The organism is Streptomyces sp. NBC_01016 (assembly GCF_026341035.1).
Lineage (GTDB): Bacteria > Actinomycetota > Actinomycetes > Streptomycetales > Streptomycetaceae > Streptomyces.
The window spans coordinates 277,454-297,907 of record NZ_JAPEOQ010000002.1 but is presented as its reverse complement, the minus strand read 5'-3'; the positions used below and the strand labels follow the sequence as shown (position 1 = coordinate 297,907).

At 68.7% G+C, this 20,454-nt stretch carries 18 protein-coding genes and 2 tRNA genes; 5 read left to right on the top strand and 15 right to left on the bottom strand.

All coding sequences use genetic code 11. The features are described from left to right. Positions 1 to 29: 29 nt before the first annotated feature. From mreD to folC, 6 genes are all read right to left on the bottom strand, one after another. The gene (gene mreD, locus OG746_RS28080; protein WP_266719678.1) at positions 30 to 707 is read right to left on the bottom strand and encodes a rod shape-determining protein MreD; all 678 of its coding nucleotides are present in this window, start codon (positions 705 to 707) and stop codon (positions 30 to 32) included. Between the two features lie 18 nt (positions 708 to 725). Beyond that, positions 726 to 1,715 carry a rod shape-determining protein MreC gene (mreC, locus tag OG746_RS28075; protein WP_266719676.1) on the bottom strand — a complete coding sequence of 330 codons (990 nt, stop codon included), beginning with the start codon at positions 1,713 to 1,715 and terminating at the stop codon, positions 726 to 728. A 155-nt stretch (positions 1,716 to 1,870) separates the two neighbouring features. After that, a complete protein-coding gene (locus OG746_RS28070) occupies positions 1,871 to 2,890 on the bottom strand; it encodes a rod shape-determining protein (RefSeq protein ID WP_266719674.1) in 1,020 nt (339 codons plus the stop codon). A 380-nt stretch (positions 2,891 to 3,270) separates the two neighbouring features. Continuing rightward, on the bottom strand, positions 3,271 to 3,684 hold the full coding sequence (gene ndk / locus OG746_RS28065; RefSeq protein ID WP_266719673.1) for a nucleoside-diphosphate kinase: 414 nt from the start codon (positions 3,682 to 3,684) through the stop codon (positions 3,271 to 3,273). A 92-nt stretch (positions 3,685 to 3,776) separates the two neighbouring features. Beyond that, the gene (locus tag OG746_RS28060) at positions 3,777 to 4,115 is read right to left on the bottom strand and encodes a DUF4233 domain-containing protein (protein WP_266719672.1); all 339 of its coding nucleotides are present in this window, start codon (positions 4,113 to 4,115) and stop codon (positions 3,777 to 3,779) included. Between the two features lie 5 nt (positions 4,116 to 4,120). Then, positions 4,121 to 5,659, bottom strand: a complete 1,539-nt coding sequence (folC, locus tag OG746_RS28055) for a bifunctional tetrahydrofolate synthase/dihydrofolate synthase (RefSeq protein WP_266719670.1) — start codon at positions 5,657 to 5,659, stop codon at positions 4,121 to 4,123. A gap of 133 nt (positions 5,660 to 5,792) precedes the next feature. Between folC and OG746_RS28050 the strand changes: the two genes are divergently transcribed. Beyond that, a complete protein-coding gene (locus tag OG746_RS28050; RefSeq protein ID WP_266719668.1) occupies positions 5,793 to 6,815 on the top strand; it encodes a rod shape-determining protein in 1,023 nt (340 codons plus the stop codon). An 89-nt stretch (positions 6,816 to 6,904) separates the two neighbouring features. Here the strand turns inward: OG746_RS28050 and OG746_RS28045 are convergent, their stop codons facing one another. Continuing rightward, the gene (locus OG746_RS28045; protein WP_266719666.1) at positions 6,905 to 8,101 is read right to left on the bottom strand and encodes a sensor histidine kinase; all 1,197 of its coding nucleotides are present in this window, start codon (positions 8,099 to 8,101) and stop codon (positions 6,905 to 6,907) included. Positions 8,102 to 8,222: 121 nt separating this feature from the next. Further along, positions 8,223 to 10,847, bottom strand: a complete 2,625-nt coding sequence (locus OG746_RS28040; protein ID WP_266719664.1) for a valine--tRNA ligase — start codon at positions 10,845 to 10,847, stop codon at positions 8,223 to 8,225. A 115-nt stretch (positions 10,848 to 10,962) separates the two neighbouring features. On the opposite strand from OG746_RS28040, the gene OG746_RS28035 reads away from it, so the two are divergent. Next, entirely contained in the window at positions 10,963 to 12,009 is a 1,047-nt protein-coding gene (locus OG746_RS28035) for a hypothetical protein (protein WP_266719662.1), read from the top strand. Positions 12,010 to 12,111: 102 nt separating this feature from the next. Here OG746_RS28035 and clpX read toward each other — a convergent pair whose 3' ends face one another. The 5 genes from clpX to OG746_RS28010 all read right to left on the bottom strand — a co-directional run bounded on the left by clpX (position 12,112) and on the right by OG746_RS28010 (position 16,904). Then, positions 12,112 to 13,398, bottom strand: coding sequence for an ATP-dependent Clp protease ATP-binding subunit ClpX (gene clpX, locus OG746_RS28030; RefSeq protein ID WP_266719660.1), 1,287 nt, complete (start codon positions 13,396 to 13,398; stop codon positions 12,112 to 12,114). A 155-nt stretch (positions 13,399 to 13,553) separates the two neighbouring features. Continuing rightward, positions 13,554 to 14,213, bottom strand: a complete 660-nt coding sequence (locus OG746_RS28025) for an ATP-dependent Clp protease proteolytic subunit (protein ID WP_266719658.1) — start codon at positions 14,211 to 14,213, stop codon at positions 13,554 to 13,556. A 61-nt stretch (positions 14,214 to 14,274) separates the two neighbouring features. Further along, positions 14,275 to 14,880: an ATP-dependent Clp protease proteolytic subunit gene (locus OG746_RS28020; RefSeq protein WP_266725478.1), complete on the bottom strand. Its 606-nt coding sequence runs from the start codon at positions 14,878 to 14,880 to the stop codon at positions 14,275 to 14,277. Positions 14,881 to 15,294: 414 nt separating this feature from the next. Beyond that, entirely contained in the window at positions 15,295 to 16,677 is a 1,383-nt protein-coding gene (tig, locus tag OG746_RS28015; RefSeq protein WP_266719656.1) for a trigger factor, read from the bottom strand. 150 nt (positions 16,678 to 16,827) lie between these two features. Continuing rightward, positions 16,828 to 16,904 (bottom strand) — tRNA-Pro (locus tag OG746_RS28010). Between the two features lie 139 nt (positions 16,905 to 17,043). Here OG746_RS28010 and OG746_RS28005 point away from each other — a divergent pair. Further along, positions 17,044 to 17,114, top strand: a tRNA-Gly gene (locus tag OG746_RS28005). A gap of 91 nt (positions 17,115 to 17,205) precedes the next feature. Here the strand turns inward: OG746_RS28005 and OG746_RS28000 are convergent. Further along, positions 17,206 to 17,400, bottom strand: a complete 195-nt coding sequence (locus OG746_RS28000; RefSeq protein ID WP_255971564.1) for a hypothetical protein — start codon at positions 17,398 to 17,400, stop codon at positions 17,206 to 17,208. Between the two features lie 510 nt (positions 17,401 to 17,910). Between OG746_RS28000 and OG746_RS27995 the strand changes: the two genes are divergently transcribed. Together OG746_RS27995 and OG746_RS27990 are read left to right on the top strand one after the other, a co-directional pair. Beyond that, the gene (locus tag OG746_RS27995; protein WP_266719651.1) at positions 17,911 to 19,068 is read left to right on the top strand and encodes an acyltransferase family protein; all 1,158 of its coding nucleotides are present in this window, start codon (positions 17,911 to 17,913) and stop codon (positions 19,066 to 19,068) included. 72 nt (positions 19,069 to 19,140) lie between these two features. Continuing rightward, entirely contained in the window at positions 19,141 to 19,935 is a 795-nt protein-coding gene (locus OG746_RS27990; protein WP_266719649.1) for an SDR family NAD(P)-dependent oxidoreductase, read from the top strand. 27 nt (positions 19,936 to 19,962) lie between these two features. Here the strand turns inward: OG746_RS27990 and OG746_RS27985 are convergent, their stop codons facing one another. Beyond that, the gene (locus OG746_RS27985) at positions 19,963 to 20,397 is read right to left on the bottom strand and encodes an HD domain-containing protein (RefSeq protein WP_266719647.1); all 435 of its coding nucleotides are present in this window, start codon (positions 20,395 to 20,397) and stop codon (positions 19,963 to 19,965) included. Between the last annotated feature and the right edge of the window lie 57 nt (positions 20,398 to 20,454).

The window sequence follows — 20,454 nt, the reverse complement described above, 5'->3', positions numbered from 1 at the left end:
TGCGCTGTCGTCGGTCAACTGCCGTGCGCTCACAGGCGCTTGACCCCCTTGATGCGGCCCGCGCGGGAGGCGCGCGCCTTGACCGTCCGCATGCGCAGGCCGCCGCTCTTGCCGCCGATGCTCAGGCCTGTGCCACCGCCGGAGAGCCAGCCGGAGGAGACGTCGGCGGCCTTGGCGGAGCTGCCCGAGGTCTCGCCCAGCGGATCGTTCTCCGCCCGTCTGGCGAGCGCCATCACCCCGGGTACGACGAACGGGGCGAGCAGCAGGTCGTAGAGGGCCGCGGTGAAGATGAGGCTGCCGAGGCCGACGTCGCGGGCGGCGGTGTCGCCGACGAGCGCGCCCACACCCGCGTACAGCAGGGTCGTGCCGATGGCGGCGCCGACGACCACGAGCATGGGTCCTGCGGCCGAACGCAGCTGGCCGTTCTCGGGCTTGGCGAGGCCCGCCAGATAGCCGATGACGCAGAGCACGAGGGCGTAGCGGCCGGCGGCGTGGTCGGCGGGCGGGGCGAGGTCGGCGAGCAGTCCCGCGCCGAAGCCGACGAAGGCGCCGCCCACGTGCCCGTACACGAGGGCCAGGCCGAGGACGGTGAGGAGCATCAGGTCGGGGACGGCGCCGGGCAGTTGCAGCCGGGCCAGGACACAGACCTGGAGGACGAGGGCCACGACGACAAGGACCGTGGACAGCAGCATTCGGTTGAAGCGCATGATTCCTTGCTCCTCCTGCTACTGCTGGTCTGCGTTGTTGTCGGCGGCGTTCTCGCCATTGCCGGCGGCGTTGCCTTCGCCATTGCCCTCGCCGTTCGCGCCCGGGGTGGCCGTCACGGTCACGGTGGGCGTCGGCTTGGGCTTGGCGGGTTTCTTCGGCAGCACCGTGTCCCTCGGGTCGGTGCGCGGCGCCTGCACGACCACACCGACGACGTCGAGCTTGGTGAAGCCGACGTACGGCTTCACGTAGACGGTGCGGGTCAGGTCGCCGCCGGAGGGGTCGACGCGGACGACGCGGCCGACCGGGACGCCGGGCACGAACGGCTTGTCGGCCTGCGAGCCGAAGGTGACGAGCCGTTCGCCCTTGCTCACCTTGGCCTTGCCGTTGAGCAGTTGGACGCGCAGCGGGCGGTCGCCCTGCCCGGAGGCGAAGCCGAGCTCGTCGGACTTCTCCATGCGGGTGCCGACGGTGAAGTCCGGGTCGTTGGCCAGCAGCACGGTGGCGGTGTTCGGGCCGACGGTGGTCACACGGCCGACGAGTCCGTCACCGTTGAGCACCGTCATGTCGCGCTTGAGGCCGTCGTTGGCGCCGGCGTCGATGGTCACGGTCCAGGAGAAGCCCTGGGCCGAGCCGATGGCGATGACCTGGGCGCCCTTGATGCCGTACTGGCCCGCGCCCGCCGTCTTCAGCATGGCGTCGAGCTGGCGGACCTTGCTGCGGTTGCGGTCCCCGCTGCCGAGCTTCGCCTTCAACGCGGCGTTCTCGTGCTCCAGTTCGCCGATGCGGTTGTGCCGCTTGTCGGAGTCGCGTACCGCGCTTATGGCGTTGCCGATCGGGTCGACCGCGCCCGAGACCCCGTTCTCCACCGGGCCGAAGACCGTGGCGGCGGCGTGTCGGGCACCGTCGACAGGCGAGTCCTCGCCGCCGCGGATGTCCACCGTGATCAGCGCGAACGCGATGGCGATCAGCAGCACCAGGAGCAGCCGGCTCTCTCGTGTGTCCCTCACGTGCGGCGGCCGTGCCTTCCTCTGTCGTTTGCGTCGAGCGGTGCCCGGCAGTGCCGAGCGCTGCTGGGGAGGATTTCTTGTGCGCCTTGCCTATATATCAACGATCCGCCGCACGAGGTGGCAGGCACCCGTACGGCGGACGTTTTCACTTCACATCATCTGCGCGGTGAGGCGTCCAGAACCTGCTGGAGCGCCTCGAACTCCTCGACGCACTTGCCGGAACCGAGCGCCACGCTGTCCAGCGGGTCCTCGGCGATATGGATCGGCATGCCGGTCTCACGGCGCAGCCGTTCGTCGAGGCCGCGCAGCAGAGCGCCGCCACCGGTGAGAACGATGCCGCGGTCCATTACGTCACCGGACAGCTCGGGCGGACACTTGTCGAGGGTGGTCTTCACGGCGTCGACGATCGCGTTGACCGGTTCCTCGATCGCCTTGCGGACTTCCGCCGCCGAGATGACGACGGTCTTGGGCAGCCCCGACACCAGGTCGCGGCCGCGGATCTCGGTGTGTTCGTCGGAGTCGAGGTCGTACGCGGAGCCGATCGTGATCTTGATCTGTTCGGCGGTGCGCTCACCGAGGAGGAGCGAGTACTCCTTCTTGATGTGCTGGATGATCGCGTTGTCCAGCTCGTCGCCCGCGACGCGGATGGACTGCGCCGTGACGATTCCGCCGAGCGAGATCACCGCAACCTCGGTGGTGCCGCCGCCGATGTCCACCACCATGTTGCCCGTGGCCTCGTGGACCGGGAGGCCGGAGCCGATGGCCGCGGCCATGGGCTCCTCGATGATGTGCACCTGGCGGGCACCGGCCTGCGAAGAGGCCTCGATGACCGCGCGGCGCTCGACGCCGGTGATGCCGGACGGCACGCAGACGACGACGCGAGGCCGGGCGAGGTAGCGCCGCTTGTGCACCTTCAGGATGAAGTAGCGGAGCATTCGCTCGGTGATCTCGAAGTCGGCGATCACGCCGTCCTTCAGCGGGCGGACCGCCACGATGTTGCCCGGCGTACGCCCGATCATCTTCTTGGCTTCGGCGCCGACCGCGAGGATGCCACCGGTGTTGGTGTTGATAGCGACCACGGACGGCTCATTGAGCACGATCCCTCGACCCCTGACGTACACCAGCGTGTTGGCGGTCCCGAGGTCGACAGCCATGTCACGGCCGATGAACGACATTGAGTTCCCCATCAGGATTCGTCTGGCCTTCCCAAGTGGAGCGTTTGATGGCTTGTCAGGTAGGCGAGAGGTGGACGCGGTGTGGCGTGAAGGCTCCATCGTAGTCTCGCCTGCACGATCACGGCGCGAGGGTCTTCGCCATTGTCAGCATGGGAGTCCCCGCCCCGCTAATGGGGACGTCCCGACGGAGGAGTGCGTTCCCCCAATCGGGCCGCATATGCAAAAGAGCGGCCCGAATTCTCGGGCCGCTCCTGGTCAGTGGCGCTCCGTGACTGACGCTGCATCAGAAAACGAACTCGCCGGTCTCATGGAGCGGACACCGGGTGTCTCACGCGAGTGAGCCGAAGTCCGGAATGCGAGAAGACCGGATAGACGACCCGTTACGCGAAATCAGGGAAGAAAAGCTTCATCTCGCGCGCCGCCGACTCCTCGGAGTCGGAGGCGTGGATCAGGTTCTCACGAACGATGCTGCCGAAGTCACCACGGACCGAACCGGGCGCGGCGGCGATCGGGTCCGTCGGACCGGCCAGCTGGCGTACGCCCTCGATCACGCGCTCACCCTCGACGACCAGGGCGACCACCGGACCCGAGGACATGAAGTCGACCAGCGGCTCGTAGAACGGCTTGCCCTTGTGCTCGCCGTAGTGCGCCTCCAGCGTCTCCTGGCTCAGGCTGCGCAGTTCGAGCGCGCTGATCGTCCAGCCGGCCTTGCGCTCGATGCGGCCGATGATCTCGCCGATCAGGCCGCGGCGGACGGCATCGGGCTTGAGCAGGACGAGCGTGCGCTGGGTCATTCGCGGGACTCCTTGTAGGCCTGGATGTGCGGTGACGCCCGAGGTTACAGGGCGTGACCATCACCCTGGCAGGCGGGCGGCACCGCCCCCTCCTACGCCTCCGCCTGCGCCGCCCACCGTGCCTTTGCCTCGTCGACCTTGCGGCCGAAGTGGACCGAGGCCCACCACAGGCCCGCGAAGCAGGCGCCGAGGAAGAACATGACCGGGACGAAGAAGCCGCTGATGATCAGGGCGATCTGCAGCGCCCAGCCGAGCTGCACGCCGCCGGGCCGCGTCACCATGCCGCACAGCAGCACGCTGAGCAGCATCGCGACGCCGCTCACCGTCCACACCAGGGCGGCCGACAGGTCGGGCTCCTTCATGGCGACGAGCCCGGCGAAGCCGATGACGAAGAACTCGGCGAGCAGCGTCGAGGAACACAGGATGCGCACGGCGATCAGCCCTTCCCGAGGAGCAGCCGGGCTTCGCCGACCGTGATCACGGAACCGGTGACGAGCACTCCCCCGCCCGCGTACTCGCCCTCTTCCTCGGCGAGCGTGATCGCGGCCTCCAGCGCGTCGTCGAGGCGCGGCTCGACCTGGACGCGCTCGTCGCCGAAGACCTCCACCGCGATGCCCGCCAACTCGTCGGCGTTCATGGCCCGGTGGCTGGAATTCTGCGTGACGACGACCTCCGCGAAGATCGGCTCGAAGGCCTCGAGGAGCCCCCGTACGTTCTTGTCGCCGCTGGCGCCCACGACACCGATGAGGCGGCTGAAGTCGAAGACCTCGCCGATCGCCTCGGCGGTGACTCGGGCGCCCGCCGGGTTGTGCGCGGCGTCGAGCACGACCGTAGGCGAGCGGCGCACGACCTCCAGGCGGCCCGGCGACGTGGCCGAGGCGAACGCGGTGCGGATGGTGTCGATGTCGAGCAGGCGTGCGTGCTGCGAGCCGATGCCGAAGAACGCCTCGACGGCGGAGAGCGCCACCGCCGCGTTGTGCGCCTGGTGCGCGCCGTGCAGCGGCAGGAAGATGTCCTCGTACTCGCCGCCGAGCCCGCGCAGAGTCACCAACTGGCCGCCGACGGCGACCTCGCGCCGGACGACGCCGAACTCCAGGCCCTCGCGGGCCACGGTCGCGTCCGTCTCCACGGCCTTCTTGAGGATCACCTGCGCCGCGTCCACCGGCTGCTGCGCCATGATCACGGAGGCGTCCTGCTTGATGATCCCGGACTTCTCGCCGGCGATCTCGCCGGGCGTCTCACCGAGCCGGTCGGTGTGGTCGAGGTCGATGGGCGTGATGACCGCGACCGATCCGTCGATCACGTTCGTCGCGTCCCAGCTGCCGCCCATGCCGACCTCGACGACCGCCACGTCCACCGGGGCGTCGGCGAAGGCCGCGTAGGCCATGCCGGTCAGCACCTCGAAGAACGAGAGGCGGTACTCCTGCCGGTCGTCGACCATCTCGATGTACGGCTTGATGTCGTCGTACGTCTCGATGAAGCGCTCGTGGTCGATCGGGGCGCCGTCCAGGCTGATCCGCTCGGTGATCGACTGGACGTGCGGCGAGGTGTACCGGCCGGTGCGCAGGTCGAAGGCCGTGAGCAGGGCCTCGATCATGCGGGCCGTGGACGTCTTGCCGTTCGTGCCCGTGATGTGGATCGAGGGGTACGCGCGCTGCGGCTCGCCGAGCACGTCCATCAGCGCCGCGATGCGGTCGACGGAGGGCTCGAGCTTCGTCTCGCCCCAGCGGGTGGCGAGCTCCGTCTCCACCACCCGCAGCGCCTTCTCCACCTCGGGGTCCTGCGGGCGGGCCGGAATGCCGTCGCCCTGCGGCGGGGTCGACTGGGTGCGCAGGGTGCGACTGCCGGCCTCGATCACCGCGAGGTCGGGGTCGCGGGTGGTCTCTTCGCCGACGATCTCTTCGAACTGGTCGGCGTCGTCGGGGTTGTCGGGGAAGCCGGGGTCGCTGCTGTCGCGCGGGGGGAGGTCACTCACGCACGCCAGTCTACGGAGGTCCACCGACAGCGCGCCCGACGCCACCCGACGTCCCGGTTCGGGACTTTAGGCCTGTCCGTTTCGGGACCTTGGTCCCTCCGGAACGCCCTTCCGCCCGGCAAACTTGCTGATCATGGACATAGGCATCGATCTCGGCACCGCCAACACCCTTCTCTACGTGCGCGGTCAGGGGATCGTGCTGAACGAACCGTCCGTCGTCGCAGTGAAGGCGGGTTCCGGCAAGGGCGGTGGCCACGGTGAAGTGCTCGCTGTGGGCAGCGAGGCGAAGGAGACCATCGGGCGCACGCCGGGGTCGATCACCGCGATCCGGCCGCTGCGGGACGGTGTGATCAGCGACTACGAGGCGGCCGAGGCGATGATCCGGCACTTCGTCCGCAAGGCGGTGCCGGGACGGCGCCCCCGTACGCGCATGGTGGTGTGCGTGCCGAGCGGGGTCACGCCCGTGGAGCGGCGGGCCATCGAGCACGCGGCACAGCGGGCCGGGGCGAGGGCCGTGCACCTGATCGAGGAGCCGATGGCGGCGGCGATCGGGGCGGGGCTCCCGGTCGCCGATCCGCGCGGGTCGATGGTCGTGGACATCGGCGGCGGCACGAGCGAGGTGGCCGTCATCTCGCTGGGCGGCGTGGTCACTTCGCAGTCGCTGCGGGTCGGTGGCGACCGGTTCGACGAGGCGATCACGGACTACGTGCGCAAGGAGCACGGGCTGCTGATCGGCGAGCGCACGGCCGAGGACATCAAGGTCGCGATCGGCTCGGCGTGGCCCGTACCTGGTGAGGACGCGTTCGAGATGCGGGCGTTCACCGTGCGGGGGCGGGAGAAGGTGGTGGGCCTGCCGAAGACGGTCGAGCTGACGGTGCGCGAGGTGCGGGCCGCGCTGGACGAGCCCGTGGAGTCGGTGATCACCGCAGTGAAGGCGACGCTGGAGGAGTGCCCGCCGGAGCTGTCCGGGGACGTGATGGAGCACGGGATCGTACTGACGGGTGGGGGTGCGTTGTTGCCGGGGCTTGATCTGCGGATCGCTTCCGCGACGGGGATTCCGGTGTTCGTGGCGGACGATCCGCTGGACAGCGTGGCGTTGGGGTGCGGGAAGTGTGTGGACGACTTTGACGGGTTGCAGCGGATGCTTGCGGCGTAGGTCGCCGGTGGGGCCGGGTTTGTGCGGCGGGTGCGGACTCGCTGTGGTTGCGTTTTTGCGCAGTTCCCCGCGCCCCTAAAAGACACCCACTACGTCCTGGCCGGGAAAGCCGCCTCCACCTCGTACGTGGACTGGTCCGTCGGGCCCGCCCTGAATGTGCCGCCCAAGGAGTCGACGCGTTCCGACATGCCGGCCGTGCCGGTACCCGCCGAGACCGGGGCGACGGTCGGCGTATCGGTCGGCAGCGGGTTCGTGACCGTTGCGCGGAGGCGGTTCGCTGTTACCGCTACGGTCACCGTCACCGGTTGGCCAGGGGCGTGTTTCGCGGCGTTCGTGAGGCACTCCTGGACCACGCGGTAGACCGCGGCCTGGCGCAGCGGGGACTGGGCGCGGGCGGCGGCGTCCACGTCGACGGCGACCTCGTTGCCGGCCGCCGCGCTCTCCTCGGCGAGCCGGGGCAGCGCGTCGAGGCCGGGGGTGGGGGCGCCGCCTCCGCTGCCGCGGCGCACGACGATCTCGTTGAGCAGCAGGTGCGCCCGCCGCGCCGTCTCGGACAGCTCGTCGAAGTCCTGCTCCCAGTGCTCGCCGCGGGCCCGCCGCGACAGCACCTCCGCCCGCACCGAGAGCATCGTCAGCTCGCGGCCCACGAAGTCGTGCACGTCGCCCGCGACATCGGCGCGCTCCTGCTGCACGGCCTGGAGCAGCGCGGTCTCGGCGCCCTTGACCTCCAGGGCGCGCACGAGGTCGATGCGGCGCGCGGCGATGCCGACACCGGTGGCGAGCACCCCTATGGGCACGGCGAGGGCGAGGAACTGGCTGACGCTCTCGCCGCCCCGGTACGCGGGCCATTCGAAGAGCGCGAACGCGGCACAGGCCCAGACGAGGTAGCCGCAACAGGCGAGGATGCCGGAGTTACGGCCCCGGTAGCGGGCCACGGAGTACAGGGCGAACTGGATCAGGGTCACATCGTGCAGCCAGCCGAGGAAGACCATCCCGACGGCGAACGACAGCCAGGGCCCCCACGGCTCGCGCCTACGTAGGAGCAGCGTCGCGGCACCGAGGGCGAGCACGATCGTGGCGGACGTCCCGTTGAGCGCGTTGTCCGCCCTGGCCAGGCCGGGGATGTCCAGGCCCATCAGGGCGAAGCAGCCGGCGGCCGTGACGAGGTCGACGGCGTGCGGGGTGCCGCGCCAGCGCTCCAGGCGCGACCAGAGACGGCCGAGGCGACGGCCCGCGACGGCCGTCGCCGCCCCGCTCGTCGCCGGCCCGTCGGCCTCGTCGTGCATGGAGCCCCTTCTCCCCGCGCCTGCGCCCGGTACGTTCCCTTTCTTACCTTGATCCGGAGCGGCGGGCAGCACGAAGGCCCCGGACCCTGGAGCGGGTTCCGGGGCCTTCGTGGGCCGCTGGTCAGGCCTGCGGCAGCCGGTCCAACTGGGCCTGGATCCGGGCGATGTCCTCGTCCGCCTTGGCGAGGCGGCCCTTGATCTTGTCGACCACGTGGTCCGGGGCCTTGGCTAGGAACGCCTCGTTGCCCAGCTTGCCCTCGGACTGCGCCTTGTCCTTCTCGGCGGCGGCGAGGTCCTTGGCGAGGCGCTTGCGCTCGGCCGCCACGTCGATCGCGCCGGACAGGTCGAGCGCCACCTCGGCGCCCGCGACCGGCAGCGTGGCGGTGGCCGTGAAGCCCTCGCCCTCCGGCTGGAGCTTGAGCAGCTGGCGGATCGCCGGCTCGTGCGCGGCGAGCGCGGTGCCGTCCAGGGTGAGGCGGGCCGGGACGCGCTGGCCCGCCTTGAGGCCCTGGTCGCCCTTGAAGCGGCGGACCTCGGTGACGACCTGCTGGAGCGTCGCGATCTCCTGCTCGGCGGCGTCGTCGCGGAAGCCACTGTCCGTCGGCCAGTCGGCGATGACCACGGACTCGCCGCCCGTGAGCGTCGTCCACAGCGTCTCGGTGACGAACGGGACGACCGGGTGGAGCAGACGCAGCATGACGTCCAGGACCTCGCCGAGGACCCGGCTCGACACCTTCGCCGGCTCGCCGCCCGCCATGAACGTCGTCTTGGACAGCTCGACGTACCAGTCGAAGACCTCGTCCCACGCGAAGTGGTAGAGCGCGTCGGAGAGCTTCGCGAACTGGTAGTCGTCGTAGAACGCGTCGACCTCGGCGACCGTCTTGTTGAGCCGCGACAGGATCCAGCGGTCCGTCGCCGTCATCTCGGACGGCTCCGGCAGCAGGCCCTCGACGGTCGCGCCATTCATGAGCGCGAAGCGCGTCGCGTTCCAGATCTTGTTGGCGAAGTTGCGGGACGCCTGGACCCAGTCCTCGCCGATCGGGACGTCGATACCGGGGTTGGCGCCGCGCGCGAGCGTGAACCGCAGCGCGTCGGAGCCGTAGGTGTCCATCCAGTCCAGCGGGTTGACCGCGTTGCCGAACGACTTCGACATCTTCTTGCCGTGCTCGTCACGGACCATGCCGTGGAACGCGATGGTCTTGAAGGGAATCTCCCCGTCCATCGCGTACAGCCCGAACATCATCATCCGGGCGACCCAGAAGAACATCAGGTCGTAGCCGGTGACCAGGGCCGAGTTCGGATAGAACTTGGCCAGGTCCTCGGTCTGCTCCGGCCAGCCCAGCGTGGAGAAGGGCCACAGGCCGGACGAGAACCAGGTGTCCAGGACGTCGGTGTCCTGGTGCCAGCCCTCGCCGCTCGGCGCCTGCTCGTCGGGGCCGACGCAGACGATCTCGCCGTTCGGGCCGTGCCAGACGGGGATGCGATGGCCCCACCACAGCTGGCGCGAGATGCACCAGTCGTTGAGGTTGTCGACCCAGTCGAAGTAGCGCTGCGACAGGTCGGCGGGGTGGATGTTCACCCGGCCGTCGCGGACCGCGTCGCCCGCGGCCTTGGCGAGCGTCTCGACCTTCACCCACCACTGCAGCGAGAGCCGCGGCTCCAGCGTCGTCTTGCACCGCGAGCAGTGCCCGACCGAGTGCACGTACGGCCGCTTCTCGGCGACGATGCGGCCCTCGGCCCGCAGCGCGGCGACGATCGCGGAGCGCGCCTCGAAGCGGTCGAGCCCCTCGAAGGGGCCGTGGGCGGTGATGATGCCGCGCTCGTCCAGGACTTCGAGCGCCTCGAGGTCGTGGCGCTGGCCGATCGCGAAGTCGTTCGGGTCGTGGGCAGGGGTGACCTTGACGGCGCCGGTGCCGAACTCCGGGTCGACGTGCGTGTCCGCGACGACGGGGATCGTGCGCCCGGTCAGCGGCAGCTTGATCTGCTTGCCGATCAGGTGCGCGTACCGCTCGTCGTCCGGGTGCACGGCGACCGCGGTGTCGCCCAGCATCGTCTCGGCGCGGGTGGTCGCGACGACGATGGTGTCCTCGCCCTCGCCGTACTTCATGGAGACGAGCTCGCCGTCGTCGTCCTGGTAGTCCACCTCGATGTCCGAGATGGCCGTCAGGCAGCGCGGGCACCAGTTGCTGATGCGCTCGGCGCGGTAGATCAGCCCGTCGTCGAACATCTTCTTGAAGACGGTCTGGACCGCGCGGGACAGGCCCTCGTCCATGGTGAAGCGGTCGCGGCTCCACGCCACACCGTTGCCCAGGCGGCGCATCTGACCGGCGATCTGGCCGCCGGACTCGGCCTTCCACTGCCAGACCCGCTCGACGAACGCCTCACGGCCCAGGTCGTGCCGGGACAGGCCCTCCTTGGCGAGCTCGCGCTCCACCACGTTCTGCGTGGCGATGCCGGCGTGGTCCATGCCGGGCTGCCACAGCGTCTCGAAGCCCTGCATGCGCTTGCGGCGCGTGAGGGCGTCGATCAGCGTGTGCTCGAACGCGTGGCCCAGGTGCAGGGAGCCCGTGACGTTCGGCGGCGGGATGACGATCGTGTACGGCGGCTTCTCGCTCTTGGGATCGACATCGAAGTAACCGCGCTCTACCCAGCGCTCGTACAGCGGCCCCTCTACTTCGGCCGGCGCGTACTGGGTCGGCAGTTCGGAGGTGGGCGCTGGCGTCTGCTGCTGAGAGTTCTCGGTCACCACGCCAGTTTAGAGGGGTCACAAGCTCGTACTGAAACCGAATCCGGTGGAACGGATCGCACCTACGTACGTCAGGATGTCGGCAGCACATAAGCAACGGGAGGGAACGCCAGTAATGAGCCACAACCAGCCGGGCCCCTATGGGAACCAGCCGCCCCAGCAGCCGGGCCCCTACGGCCAGCAGCCGGGGGCGCCGGGGCCCTACGGTCAGCCGCAGCAGCCGGGTCCGTACGGCCAGCCGCCGCAGGCGCCGCAGCCCGGCTACGGTTACCCGCAGCAGCCGCCCCAACAGGCACCCCAGGGCGTTCCGCCTCAGCAGCAGCCGGGCCCGTACGGCCAGCCGCCGCAGCAGGCGCCCGGCGGTTACGGCCAGCCCCAGCAGCCGGGTCCCTACGGTCAGCCGCAGCAGGCTCCGTACGGCCAGTACCCGCAGCAGCCGCCCACCGGCGGGGGCGGCAACAAGAAGGTGCTGGGCATCGTGATCGGCGCGGTGGTCGTGGTGGCGGCTCTCGGGGCGGGGGGCTACTTCATCTTCGGTGGCGGTGACAGCGGCAGTGGCGGCGGGTCCGTGGCGGACGACGGCTCGCACAAGCTGACGACCCCGGCCACGGTCCTCGGCGAGTACCAGAAGAGCAGCTCGAACACCTCCAGCAGCGGCACCTTCAGCGACAGCGACCTGGAGGAAGCCAAGAAGTGGGGCGTGACCGACCCCAAGAGCGTGAACGCCAGCTACAAGGCGGGCTCCGGCACCTCGGTCAAGGCGATCAACTTCGGTGGCGTCTACGGCAAGATCGAGGACCCGGAGAAGGTCGTCGACTCGATGTTCACCGAGATGGAGAAGAAGTCCCAGGAAGAGGCCGGTGGCGCGAGCGGCGCCAAGGTCTCCTTCGAGGGCTCGCCCCAGAAGTTCGAGCCGGCCGGCTTCAAGAACGGCGTCATGAAGTGCCAGAACGCCAAGTACGAGATGCCCGGCGGCAGTTCGTCCACCGCGGGCGTGCCGTCGAGCTTCAAGATGCCGATGTGCATCTGGGGTGACCACAGCACGGTCACGTACATCGTGTACTCGGACAGCGGCGCCATCATCTCGAAGAAGGAGCAGCCGCTGAGCGAGGCGGCCGACACGACGGCGAAGCTGCGCAACGAGGTACGCGTCAAGTCCTGACGGGTCAAGTCCTGACGGCAGGAACGCGCATGAGAAGGGCCCCGGTCGGAGATCCGACCGGGGCCCTTCTCGTGCCGACTGGCGTTGCCGACTGGCGTGCCGCTACGCCGACTTCTGCTCGCCGCTGCCGCCGCCGCGGGCGTCCCGCGGGATCAGCGTCGGGTTCACGTTCGAGTGGACGGCTTCCGCGGTGATGACGACGCGGGCCACGTCCTTGCGGGACGGGACCTCGTACATCACCGACTGGAGGACCTCCTCCATGATGGCGCGCAGCCCTCGCGCGCCGGTGCGGCGCAGGATCGCCTGGTCGGCGATGGCCTCGAGCGCCTCGCGCTCGAAGTCCAGCTCCACACCGTCGAGTTCGAAGAGCCGCTCGTACTGCTTGACCAGAGCATTCTTCGGCTCGACGAGGATCTGGAGCAGCGCCTCACGGTCGAGGTTCTGGACCGCGGTGATGACCGGGAGGCGGCCGATGAACTCCGGGATCATCCCGAACTTCACCAGGTCCTCCGGCATGACCTCCTGGAACTGGTCCTTCTCGTCGAGCTCGCGCTTGGAGTGCAGGGTCGCGCCGAAGCCGATGCCCTTGGCGCCCGCCCGCGACTCGATGATCTTCTCCAGACCGGAGAACGCGCCGCCCACGATGAACAGCACGTTCGTCGTGTCGATCTGGATGAACTCCTGGTGCGGGTGCTTGCGGCCGCCCTGCGGCGGAACCGAGGCGCTGGTCCCCTCAAGGATCTTGAGGAGCGCCTGCTGTACACCCTCACCGCTCACATCACGCGTGATCGACGGGTTCTCCGACTTGCGGGCGACCTTGTCGATCTCGTCGATGTAGATGATCCCGGTCTCGGCCTTCTTGACGTCGTAGTCGGCCGCCTGGATCAGCTTGAGCAGAATGTTCTCGACGTCCTCGCCGACGTAGCCCGCCTCCGTCAGCGCCGTCGCGTCGGCGATGGCGAACGGGACGTTGAGCATGCGCGCCAGCGTCTGTGCGAGGAGCGTCTTGCCGGAGCCGGTCGGGCCGAGGAGAAGGATGTTGGACTTCGCGAGTTCGATCGCGTCGTCCCGCCCGTTCGCCCCGCCGTTCTCGCCGGCCTGGACGCGCTTGTAGTGGTTGTACACCGCGACGGACAGGGCCTTCTTGGCGGCTTCCTGTCCTACGACGTAGCTCTCGAGGAACTCGTAGATCTCGCGCGGCTTGGGCAGTTCCTCCCAGCGCACTTCGCTCGTCTCCGCGAGCTCTTCCTCGATGATCTCGTTGCAGAGGTCGATGCACTCGTCGCAGATGTACACACCGGGGCCTGCGATGAGCTTCTTGACCTGCTTCTGACTCTTTCCGCAGAACGAGCACTTGAGCAGATCGCCGCCGTCACCGATGCGTGCCACGAGGTGCTTCCCCTTCGCCTGGGAGACGCCACGTTCAGCGGCTCCTGGTGCCTGTATCCGACGGTACCTTGCCGGGCCCCCCGTTCGGGCCCCCCTTGGCAGGGTTCACTTTTACGTGGCCCCTGCCAAGGGGACGGCAGACGATACAGCGCGTGTTACGCGATCGCCTCGTTGTTCATCTTGCGCGTCGAGACGACCTGGTCGACCAGACCGTACGCCAGCGCGTCCTCGGCCGTGAGGATCTTGTCGCGCTCGATGTCGTCGCGGATCTTCTCGATCGGCGTCGTCGAGTGCTTGGCCAGCATGTCTTCCAGCTGCGCACGCATACGCATGATCTCGTTGGCCGCGATCTCCAGGTCGGAGAGCTGCTCACGGCCGGTGCCGCCGGAGGGCTGGTGGATCAGCACGCGCGCGTTGGTCAGCGCCATGCGCTTGCCCGGGGTGCCGGCGGCCAGCAGGACGGCGGCCGCGGAGGCGGCCTGGCCCATGCAGACCGTCTGGATGTCCGGCTTCACGAACTGCATCGTGTCGTAGATGGCCGTGAGGGCCGTGAACGAGCCGCCGGGGCTGTTGATGTAGATGGAGATGTCGCGGTCCGGGTCCATCGACTCCAGGCACAGCAGCTGCGCCATGACGTCGTTGGCCGACGCGTCGTCGATCTGCACGCCGAGGAAGATGATGCGCTCCTCGAAGAGCTTCGCGTACGGGTCGTACTCGCGCACACCCTGCGAGGTGCGCTCGACGAAGCGCGGCACCACGTAGCGGTTGTCGACCTGGGGGCCCTGGTACAGGCCGCTGCCGGGGAAGTTGTTCATGGTCGGTGTTCCGTCCTGGTGAAGGTGGGCTTGGCTGGCTGTGCCGACGTGATCGCGAGGATCAGGCGCCGGTGCCGCCGCCGCCCGGAACGCCCGTAGCGGCAGTGATGATCTCGTCGATGAGGCCGTACTCCTTGGCCTCCTCGGTGGTGAACCAGCGGTCGCGGTCACCGTCACGGATGATCGTCTCGACGCTCTGGCCCGAGTGTCGCGCGGTGATCTCGGCCATGCGCTTCTTCGTGCGCAGCAGGTACTCGGCCTGGATCTTCACGTCCGACGCGGTACCGCCGATGCCCGCGGAGCCCTGGTGCATCAGGATGTCGGTGTGCGGCAGCGCGAAGCGCTTGCCCGCCGAGCCGCCGGTCAGCAGGAACTGCCCCATGGAGGCGGCCATACCCATGCCGATGGTGACGACGTCGTTCGGGATGTACTGCATGGTGTCGTAGATCGCCATGCCGGCCGTCACCGAGCCGCCAGGGCTGTTGATGTACAGGAAGATGTCCTTGTCCGGGTCTGCGGCAAGGAGCAGCATCTGTGCGGTGATCTTGTTCGCGATGTCGTCGTCGACCTGCTGGCCGAGGAAGACGATGCGCTCGCCGAGCAGCCGGTTGTAGACATGGTCGCCGAGGCCACCACCGATGGACGGCTCGCCTGCGGCGGAAGGCATCAGATTCGTCACGGATCCACCTGCTCGTCTCTGACGGCTACGCGCCGTCTCGCGTCTTTAGCTGGGGCCGGGGGTCACGCTCGCGACTCCCCTGCCCTCCTCTTCATGGACCCTAACGCGCGGCCCCCTCCGGGGAATCCCGCGGAAGGAACTGTTCGCTGTGAGCGCAGGTACGTTGCACTCGCGTGTGAGCAGGGTGGAAGCGCCCCGTAAGGGGCGCGGGGCTGTGTCGATATGCGGCTCCGCCGCGTGGGCGCGCGCAACTCACGACGAGCGCCATGGGCCACAGGGCGTGACGTCGTCGCGGCTGCGAGCCGGATGTGGTTGCGCGCGCAGTTCCCCGCGCCCCTTAAAAGCAGGCCCCCGGAACCATCACGGTTCCGGGGGCCTGCTCACACGTTCCTGGCGGAGCGCTTACTTGTCCTCGGCCTCAGCGGCCTCGGTGGAGTCGGCGGCGGCCTCGGTGGCCTCCTCCGTCTCCTCCTCGTCGTCGGACAGGTCGACGACCTCGCCGTTGGTGTCCTTGACGGTGGCGGCCTCGACGACCACGGCAAGGGCCTTTCCGCGGGCGACCTCGCCGACCAGCATCGGGACCTGGCCACCCTCGACGACCGCCTGGGCGAACTGGTCGGGGGACATGCCGGAGGAAGCGGCGCGGCGCATGAGGTGCTCGGTGAGCTCCTCCTGGCTGACGTTCAGCTTCTCCTTGTTGACGAGCTCGTCGAGGACGAACTGCGTCTTGATGCCCTTGACGGCCTGCTCGCTCGTCTCGGCGTCGAACTCCTCGACCGTCTTGCCCTGGATCTCGAGGAACTTCTCGAGGTTCAGGCCCATCTGGCCGAGCTGGTGGTTCTCGAGGTTGTGCTTGCGGGTCTGGACCTCGTCCTCGAGCAGCTTCTCCGGGACGGGAACCTCGACCAGCTCGAGCAGCTTCTCCAGGACGCGCTCCTGGGCCTGCGTGGCCTGGTCGTTCAGCTTCTGGTTCTCGAGGCGCTTGCGGCTGTCGGCCTTCAGCTCGTCGAGGGTGTCGAACTCCGAGGCAAGCTGCGCGAACTCGTCGTCCAGCTCCGGCAGTTCACGCTTGGCGACCTGGCTCACCTTGACGGTGACCTCGGCGTCCTTGCCCTCGGCGGAGCCGCCCTTGAGCTCGGAGGTGAAGGTGGCCTCGCCACCGGCCTCCAGGCCCTTGACGGCGTCGTCGATGCCGTCGAGGAGCTCGCCCGAGCCGATGGTGTACGAGACACCGGAGGCGACGCCGTCCTCGAGGACCTCGCCCTCGACCTTGGCCTCCAGGTCGATCGTCACGACGTCGCCGTCCTCGGCGGCGCGCTCGACCGGCGCGGTGGAGGCGAAGCGGTCGCGCAGCTGCTCGACGGCCTTGTCGACGTCCTCTTCGGTGACCTCGGTGGCGTCGACCTCGACCTCGATGCCGGAGTAGTCCGGGATCTCGATCGTCGGGCGGACGTCGACCTCAGCGGTGAAGTTCAGCGTCTCGCCGTCCTTCAGGTCCGTGATGTCGACCTCGGGCTGACCGAGGACATTGAGCTCCGCCTCGTTGACGGCCTCGGTGTAGAACTTCGGGAGCGCGTCGTTGACAGCCTCTTCGAGCACCGCACCGCGGCCGAAGCGCTGGTCGATGACGCGGGCCGGGATCTTGCCCTTGCGGAAGCCCTTCACCGTGACCTGCTGGTTGATCTTCTTGTACGCCGCGTCGAGGCTGTCCTTGAGCTCCTCGAAGGGCACCTCAATGCTGAGCCGAACCCGGGTCGGGTTCAGGGTCTCGACGGCGCTCTTCACGGTGGGTCTCCTTGGGGGCTGACTTCTGGGATCGTGCCCGGCTTAAGAGACACACGGGCATGCAGCTTGCATAGTAACGGCACGCCGCTGCGGACCCACAATGCGATCTTGGAGAATCCCGGGGCGGCCTCGCGGCCTGCGCCCGAACGCTGGTCGGGGTGGCGGGATTTGAACCCACGGCCTTCCGCTCCCAAAGCGGACGCGCTACCAAGCTGCGCCACACCCCGTCGGTGCGACACGTAGGGTACATGCCTGCAGGCAGTGCGGCTCCCGCGCTGCGGGCCGCGAACAAAGGGGTGTGCACTCGACGCCCTCGACCCGCTACGATGCCTGCGTGCCGCGGTCACCGACCTGCGGTGCAGCCGTGCGGGCGTAGCTCAATGGTAGAGCCCTAGTCTTCCAAACTAGCTACGCGGGTTCGATTCCCGTCGCCCGCTCTCGCGAAAAAGCCTCCGGCCCGGATCCACTTCTCGTGGACCGGGCCGGAGGCTTTTTCGCGGACCTCCGTGGGGCCTCCTGGCCGCCGCCTCAGAAATTGATCGCGCTGATGCTGTCCGCGACCGAGTTGAGGAAGTTGTTGATCGCAGGCGCCATTCCGGTCGATGCGAGGAAGAAGCCGAAGAGCACCGCCACTATGGCGGGTCCCGCCTTGATCGAGCCGCCGCGCATGAGGACGACGAGGACGATCGCCAACAACAGCACCACTGACAGCGAAATGGCCACACTGATCACACCCTAGGTCGGTCCGCTCTCCCGGCCCGGGGGGTACAGCCCCACCCCCCGCCAGAACCATCGTGCCACCAACACGGCCCCCCTATGCGGCCCGTGACGCATCGTCGGCCACGTACCGGCCGGTTTCGGCTTGATCGTTTCTATCGTCCCGGCCGCCCCACGCGCCCGCCGTCACCACGACCTGCAGGCCTTCTCTCAGTTTCCCCTTGGTTTGCACACAGGAAAATCAAGGAAATGCGATGTCCAATTACTGACCAAGCCGTACGGGACGAATCGGTCATTTCACCAGGGGCGGGCAAAGCGATGGAGCACAACCGCACAAACTCCATGTCAACTTCCGCACAAACGGGGTACCTGGAAACACCAAGGAGGAATCGAGTTGATGGTTTTACGAAATCACAGGGGCCCCACTAAGGTGCCTCAGATGTTCCACACTGCCATCATCCCCACCGGCGCAGTGCGGCCCCCCACGATCTCCCCGAGTTCCTGGTGGGAGGGCCTGTGACCAACTCGCTGCACCCGCAGAGCTCGCACCGCACCCCACTGCCACCGACCGCGCGGCCCGCGGCGGAAGCCGCTCCCCGGCCCCAGCAGAAACCGGCCCCCGCTCCGGCCGACTCCCCCAAACCCAAACAGCGCGACGCGTTCTTCGACAACGCCAAATACCTGGCCATCGTCTTCGTCGCGATGGGCCACTCCTGGGAACCCCTCACGGACGGCAGCCGTACCGCCGAAGCGCTGTACGAGATCGTCTACACGTTCCACATGCCGGCGTTCATCATCATCTCCGGCTATTTCTCGCGCAGCTTCGACATGCGGCCCGACCGGCTGCGGCGCCTCATCACCGGCGTCGCCGTGCCCTATGTGATCTTCGAGGTCGCGTACAGCCTCTTCAAGAAGTACGCGGACAACGACCCCACGCATCCGATCAGCCTGCTCGACCCATGGTTTCTGACCTGGTTCCTCGTCGCGCTGTTCATCTGGCGGCTCACCACGCCGCTGTGGAAGGTCGTCCGCTGGCCGATCCCGCTCTCCATCGCCGTCGCCGTGCTCGCGTCGGTCTCCCCCGACATCGGCGACGACCTGGACCTGCAGCGCGTACTGCAGTTCCTGCCGTTCTTCGTGCTCGGCCTGTTCCTGAAGCCCGAGCACTTCCAGCTCGTGCGGCGGCGCGAGGTGCGGATCCTGTCCGTGCCGATCGCGGCGTGCGCCTTCCTGCTCGCCTACTGGGCGGCTCCGCGCATGACGTCGGTGTGGTTCTACCACCGTGACAGCGCGCAGGAACTGGGCGTCCCGTGGTGGGTCGGCGTCGTCATGACGCTCGCCCTGTTCGGCTGCTCGATCGTGCTCACCGCGTGCTTCTTCGCGTGGGTGCCGGGCCGCAAGATGTGGTTCACGGTGCTCGGCGCCGGGACGCTGTACGGCTATCTGCTGCACGGGTTCCTGGCGAAGGGCTCCCGGTTCTGGGGCTGGTTCGACGCGGACTGGACCCACACTCCGTACGGCGAGGTCGCCGTCACGCTCATCGCCGGCGCGGTCGTCACCGCCCTGTGCACTCCACCGGTGCAGCGGGCCTTCCGTTTCGCCATGGAGCCGAAGATGCCGTGGGCGTTCAAGAAGGACGCCACCGAGACGGCACGGGCCAGGCAGCGCGCCTGACGTGGTTCGGGTAAGGGTGGGACGGGAAACCGACCCGCCCACCCTTACCCGAACCACGAGGAGCCCGGCCTCATGCAGATCGATCTGACGGGACGCACCGCCCTGGTCACCGGATCCACCCAGGGCATCGGCGCCGCCATCGCGACGGGCCTGGCCCGGTCCGGGGCCCGCGTCGGCGTCAACGGACGGACGCGGGAGCGCGTGGACGAGGCCGTGTCCCGCATCCGCGCCGAAGTACCCGCCGCGGATCTGGTGCCGGTCGCGGCCGACGTCACCACGGAGGACGGTCTGCGGGACGCCGCCGAGGCGCTCCCCCACATCGACATCCTGGTCAACAACCTGGGGATCTTCGGCTCCGCCGACCCGCTGGAGATCACCGACGCCGAGTGGCGCCGCTACTTCGAGGTCAACGTGCTGTCCGCGGTCCGGCTGATCCGCCACTATCTGCCCGGCATGACCGAGCGCGGCTGGGGCCGGATCCAGAACATCGCCAGCGACTCGGCCATCGTGATCCCCGCCGAGATGATCCACTACGGGATGTCCAAGACGGCGCTGCTCTCGGTGACCCGTGGCTTCGCGAAGCAGGCCGCCGGCAGCGGCGTGACCGTCAACTCCGTCATCGCGGGTCCCACCCACACGGGCGGCGTCGAGGACTTCGTCTACGAGCTGGTCGACCGCTCCCTGCCCTGGGACGAGGCGCAGCGCGCCTTCATGCGCGAGCACCGCCCGCAGTCCCTGCTGCAACGGCTCATCGAGCCCGAGGAGATCGCGAACATGGTGGTGTACCTGGCCTCCGACCTCTCCAGCGCCACGACCGGCGGCGCCCTGCGGGTGGACGGCGGTTACGTGGACTCGATCCTGCCGTAAGGCGTAACCCGTACAGGGCCCAGGGCCCTAAAGCCCCAGCAGCGCGCGCATCGTCGCGTACTTCTGGGTCAGTCGATTCCGGGTCGGCTCGTCGAGGACGGCGAGGCGGCCCGGATCCGCGTTGTGGGCCAGGTCCGCCTCCTTGACCAGGCGGGCGCCGGGGGTGGCGAGGATGCGCCGCGCGTACGCCTCCGGGGGCTCGCCCTTGCGCTTGGTCAGCGCGCGGACGGCCGCCTTCGTCTCCGCCGGGAGCGGGGCCGCGTCCAGCCACTCCTCCGTGAGCGCGTCGTCCTCGATCGCGTCGTGCAGCCAGGCCGCGGCGACCTGGGCCTCGCTGCCTCCCCTGGCCCGCGTGCCCTCGGCCACGGCCGCCAAATGCTCCGCGTACGGGCGGCCCGCCTTGTCCTTCTGGCCTTGGTGGGCCTGCCGCGCGAGGGCCTCTACTTCCGTCAGCGTGAGCATGCCGCCGACCCTCTCACACGGCTCAGGACTGGGCCCCCAGGTCCTTTGGTAAGCTAA

Coding starts and splice junctions, on each gene's coding strand:
- OG746_RS27985 (WP_266719647.1), bottom strand. CDS start 20,397: ATGCTCACGCTGACGGAAGTAGAGGCCCTCGCGCGGCAGGCCCACCAA.
- OG746_RS28070 (WP_266719674.1), bottom strand. CDS start 2,890: ATGTCGTTCATCGGCCGTGACATGGCTGTCGACCTCGGGACCGCCAAC.
- OG746_RS28035 (WP_266719662.1), top strand. CDS start 10,963: ATGAGCCACAACCAGCCGGGCCCCTATGGGAACCAGCCGCCCCAGCAG.
- OG746_RS27990 (WP_266719649.1), top strand. CDS start 19,141: ATGCAGATCGATCTGACGGGACGCACCGCCCTGGTCACCGGATCCACC.
- OG746_RS28045 (WP_266719666.1), bottom strand. CDS start 8,101: ATGCACGACGAGGCCGACGGGCCGGCGACGAGCGGGGCGGCGACGGCC.
- OG746_RS28050 (WP_266719668.1), top strand. CDS start 5,793: ATGGACATAGGCATCGATCTCGGCACCGCCAACACCCTTCTCTACGTG.
- OG746_RS28025 (WP_266719658.1), bottom strand. CDS start 14,213: ATGAACAACTTCCCCGGCAGCGGCCTGTACCAGGGCCCCCAGGTCGAC.
- ndk (WP_266719673.1), bottom strand. CDS start 3,684: ATGACCCAGCGCACGCTCGTCCTGCTCAAGCCCGATGCCGTCCGCCGC.
- mreD (WP_266719678.1), bottom strand. CDS start 707: ATGCGCTTCAACCGAATGCTGCTGTCCACGGTCCTTGTCGTCGTGGCC.
- OG746_RS28020 (WP_266725478.1), bottom strand. CDS start 14,880: ATGCCTTCCGCCGCAGGCGAGCCGTCCATCGGTGGTGGCCTCGGCGAC.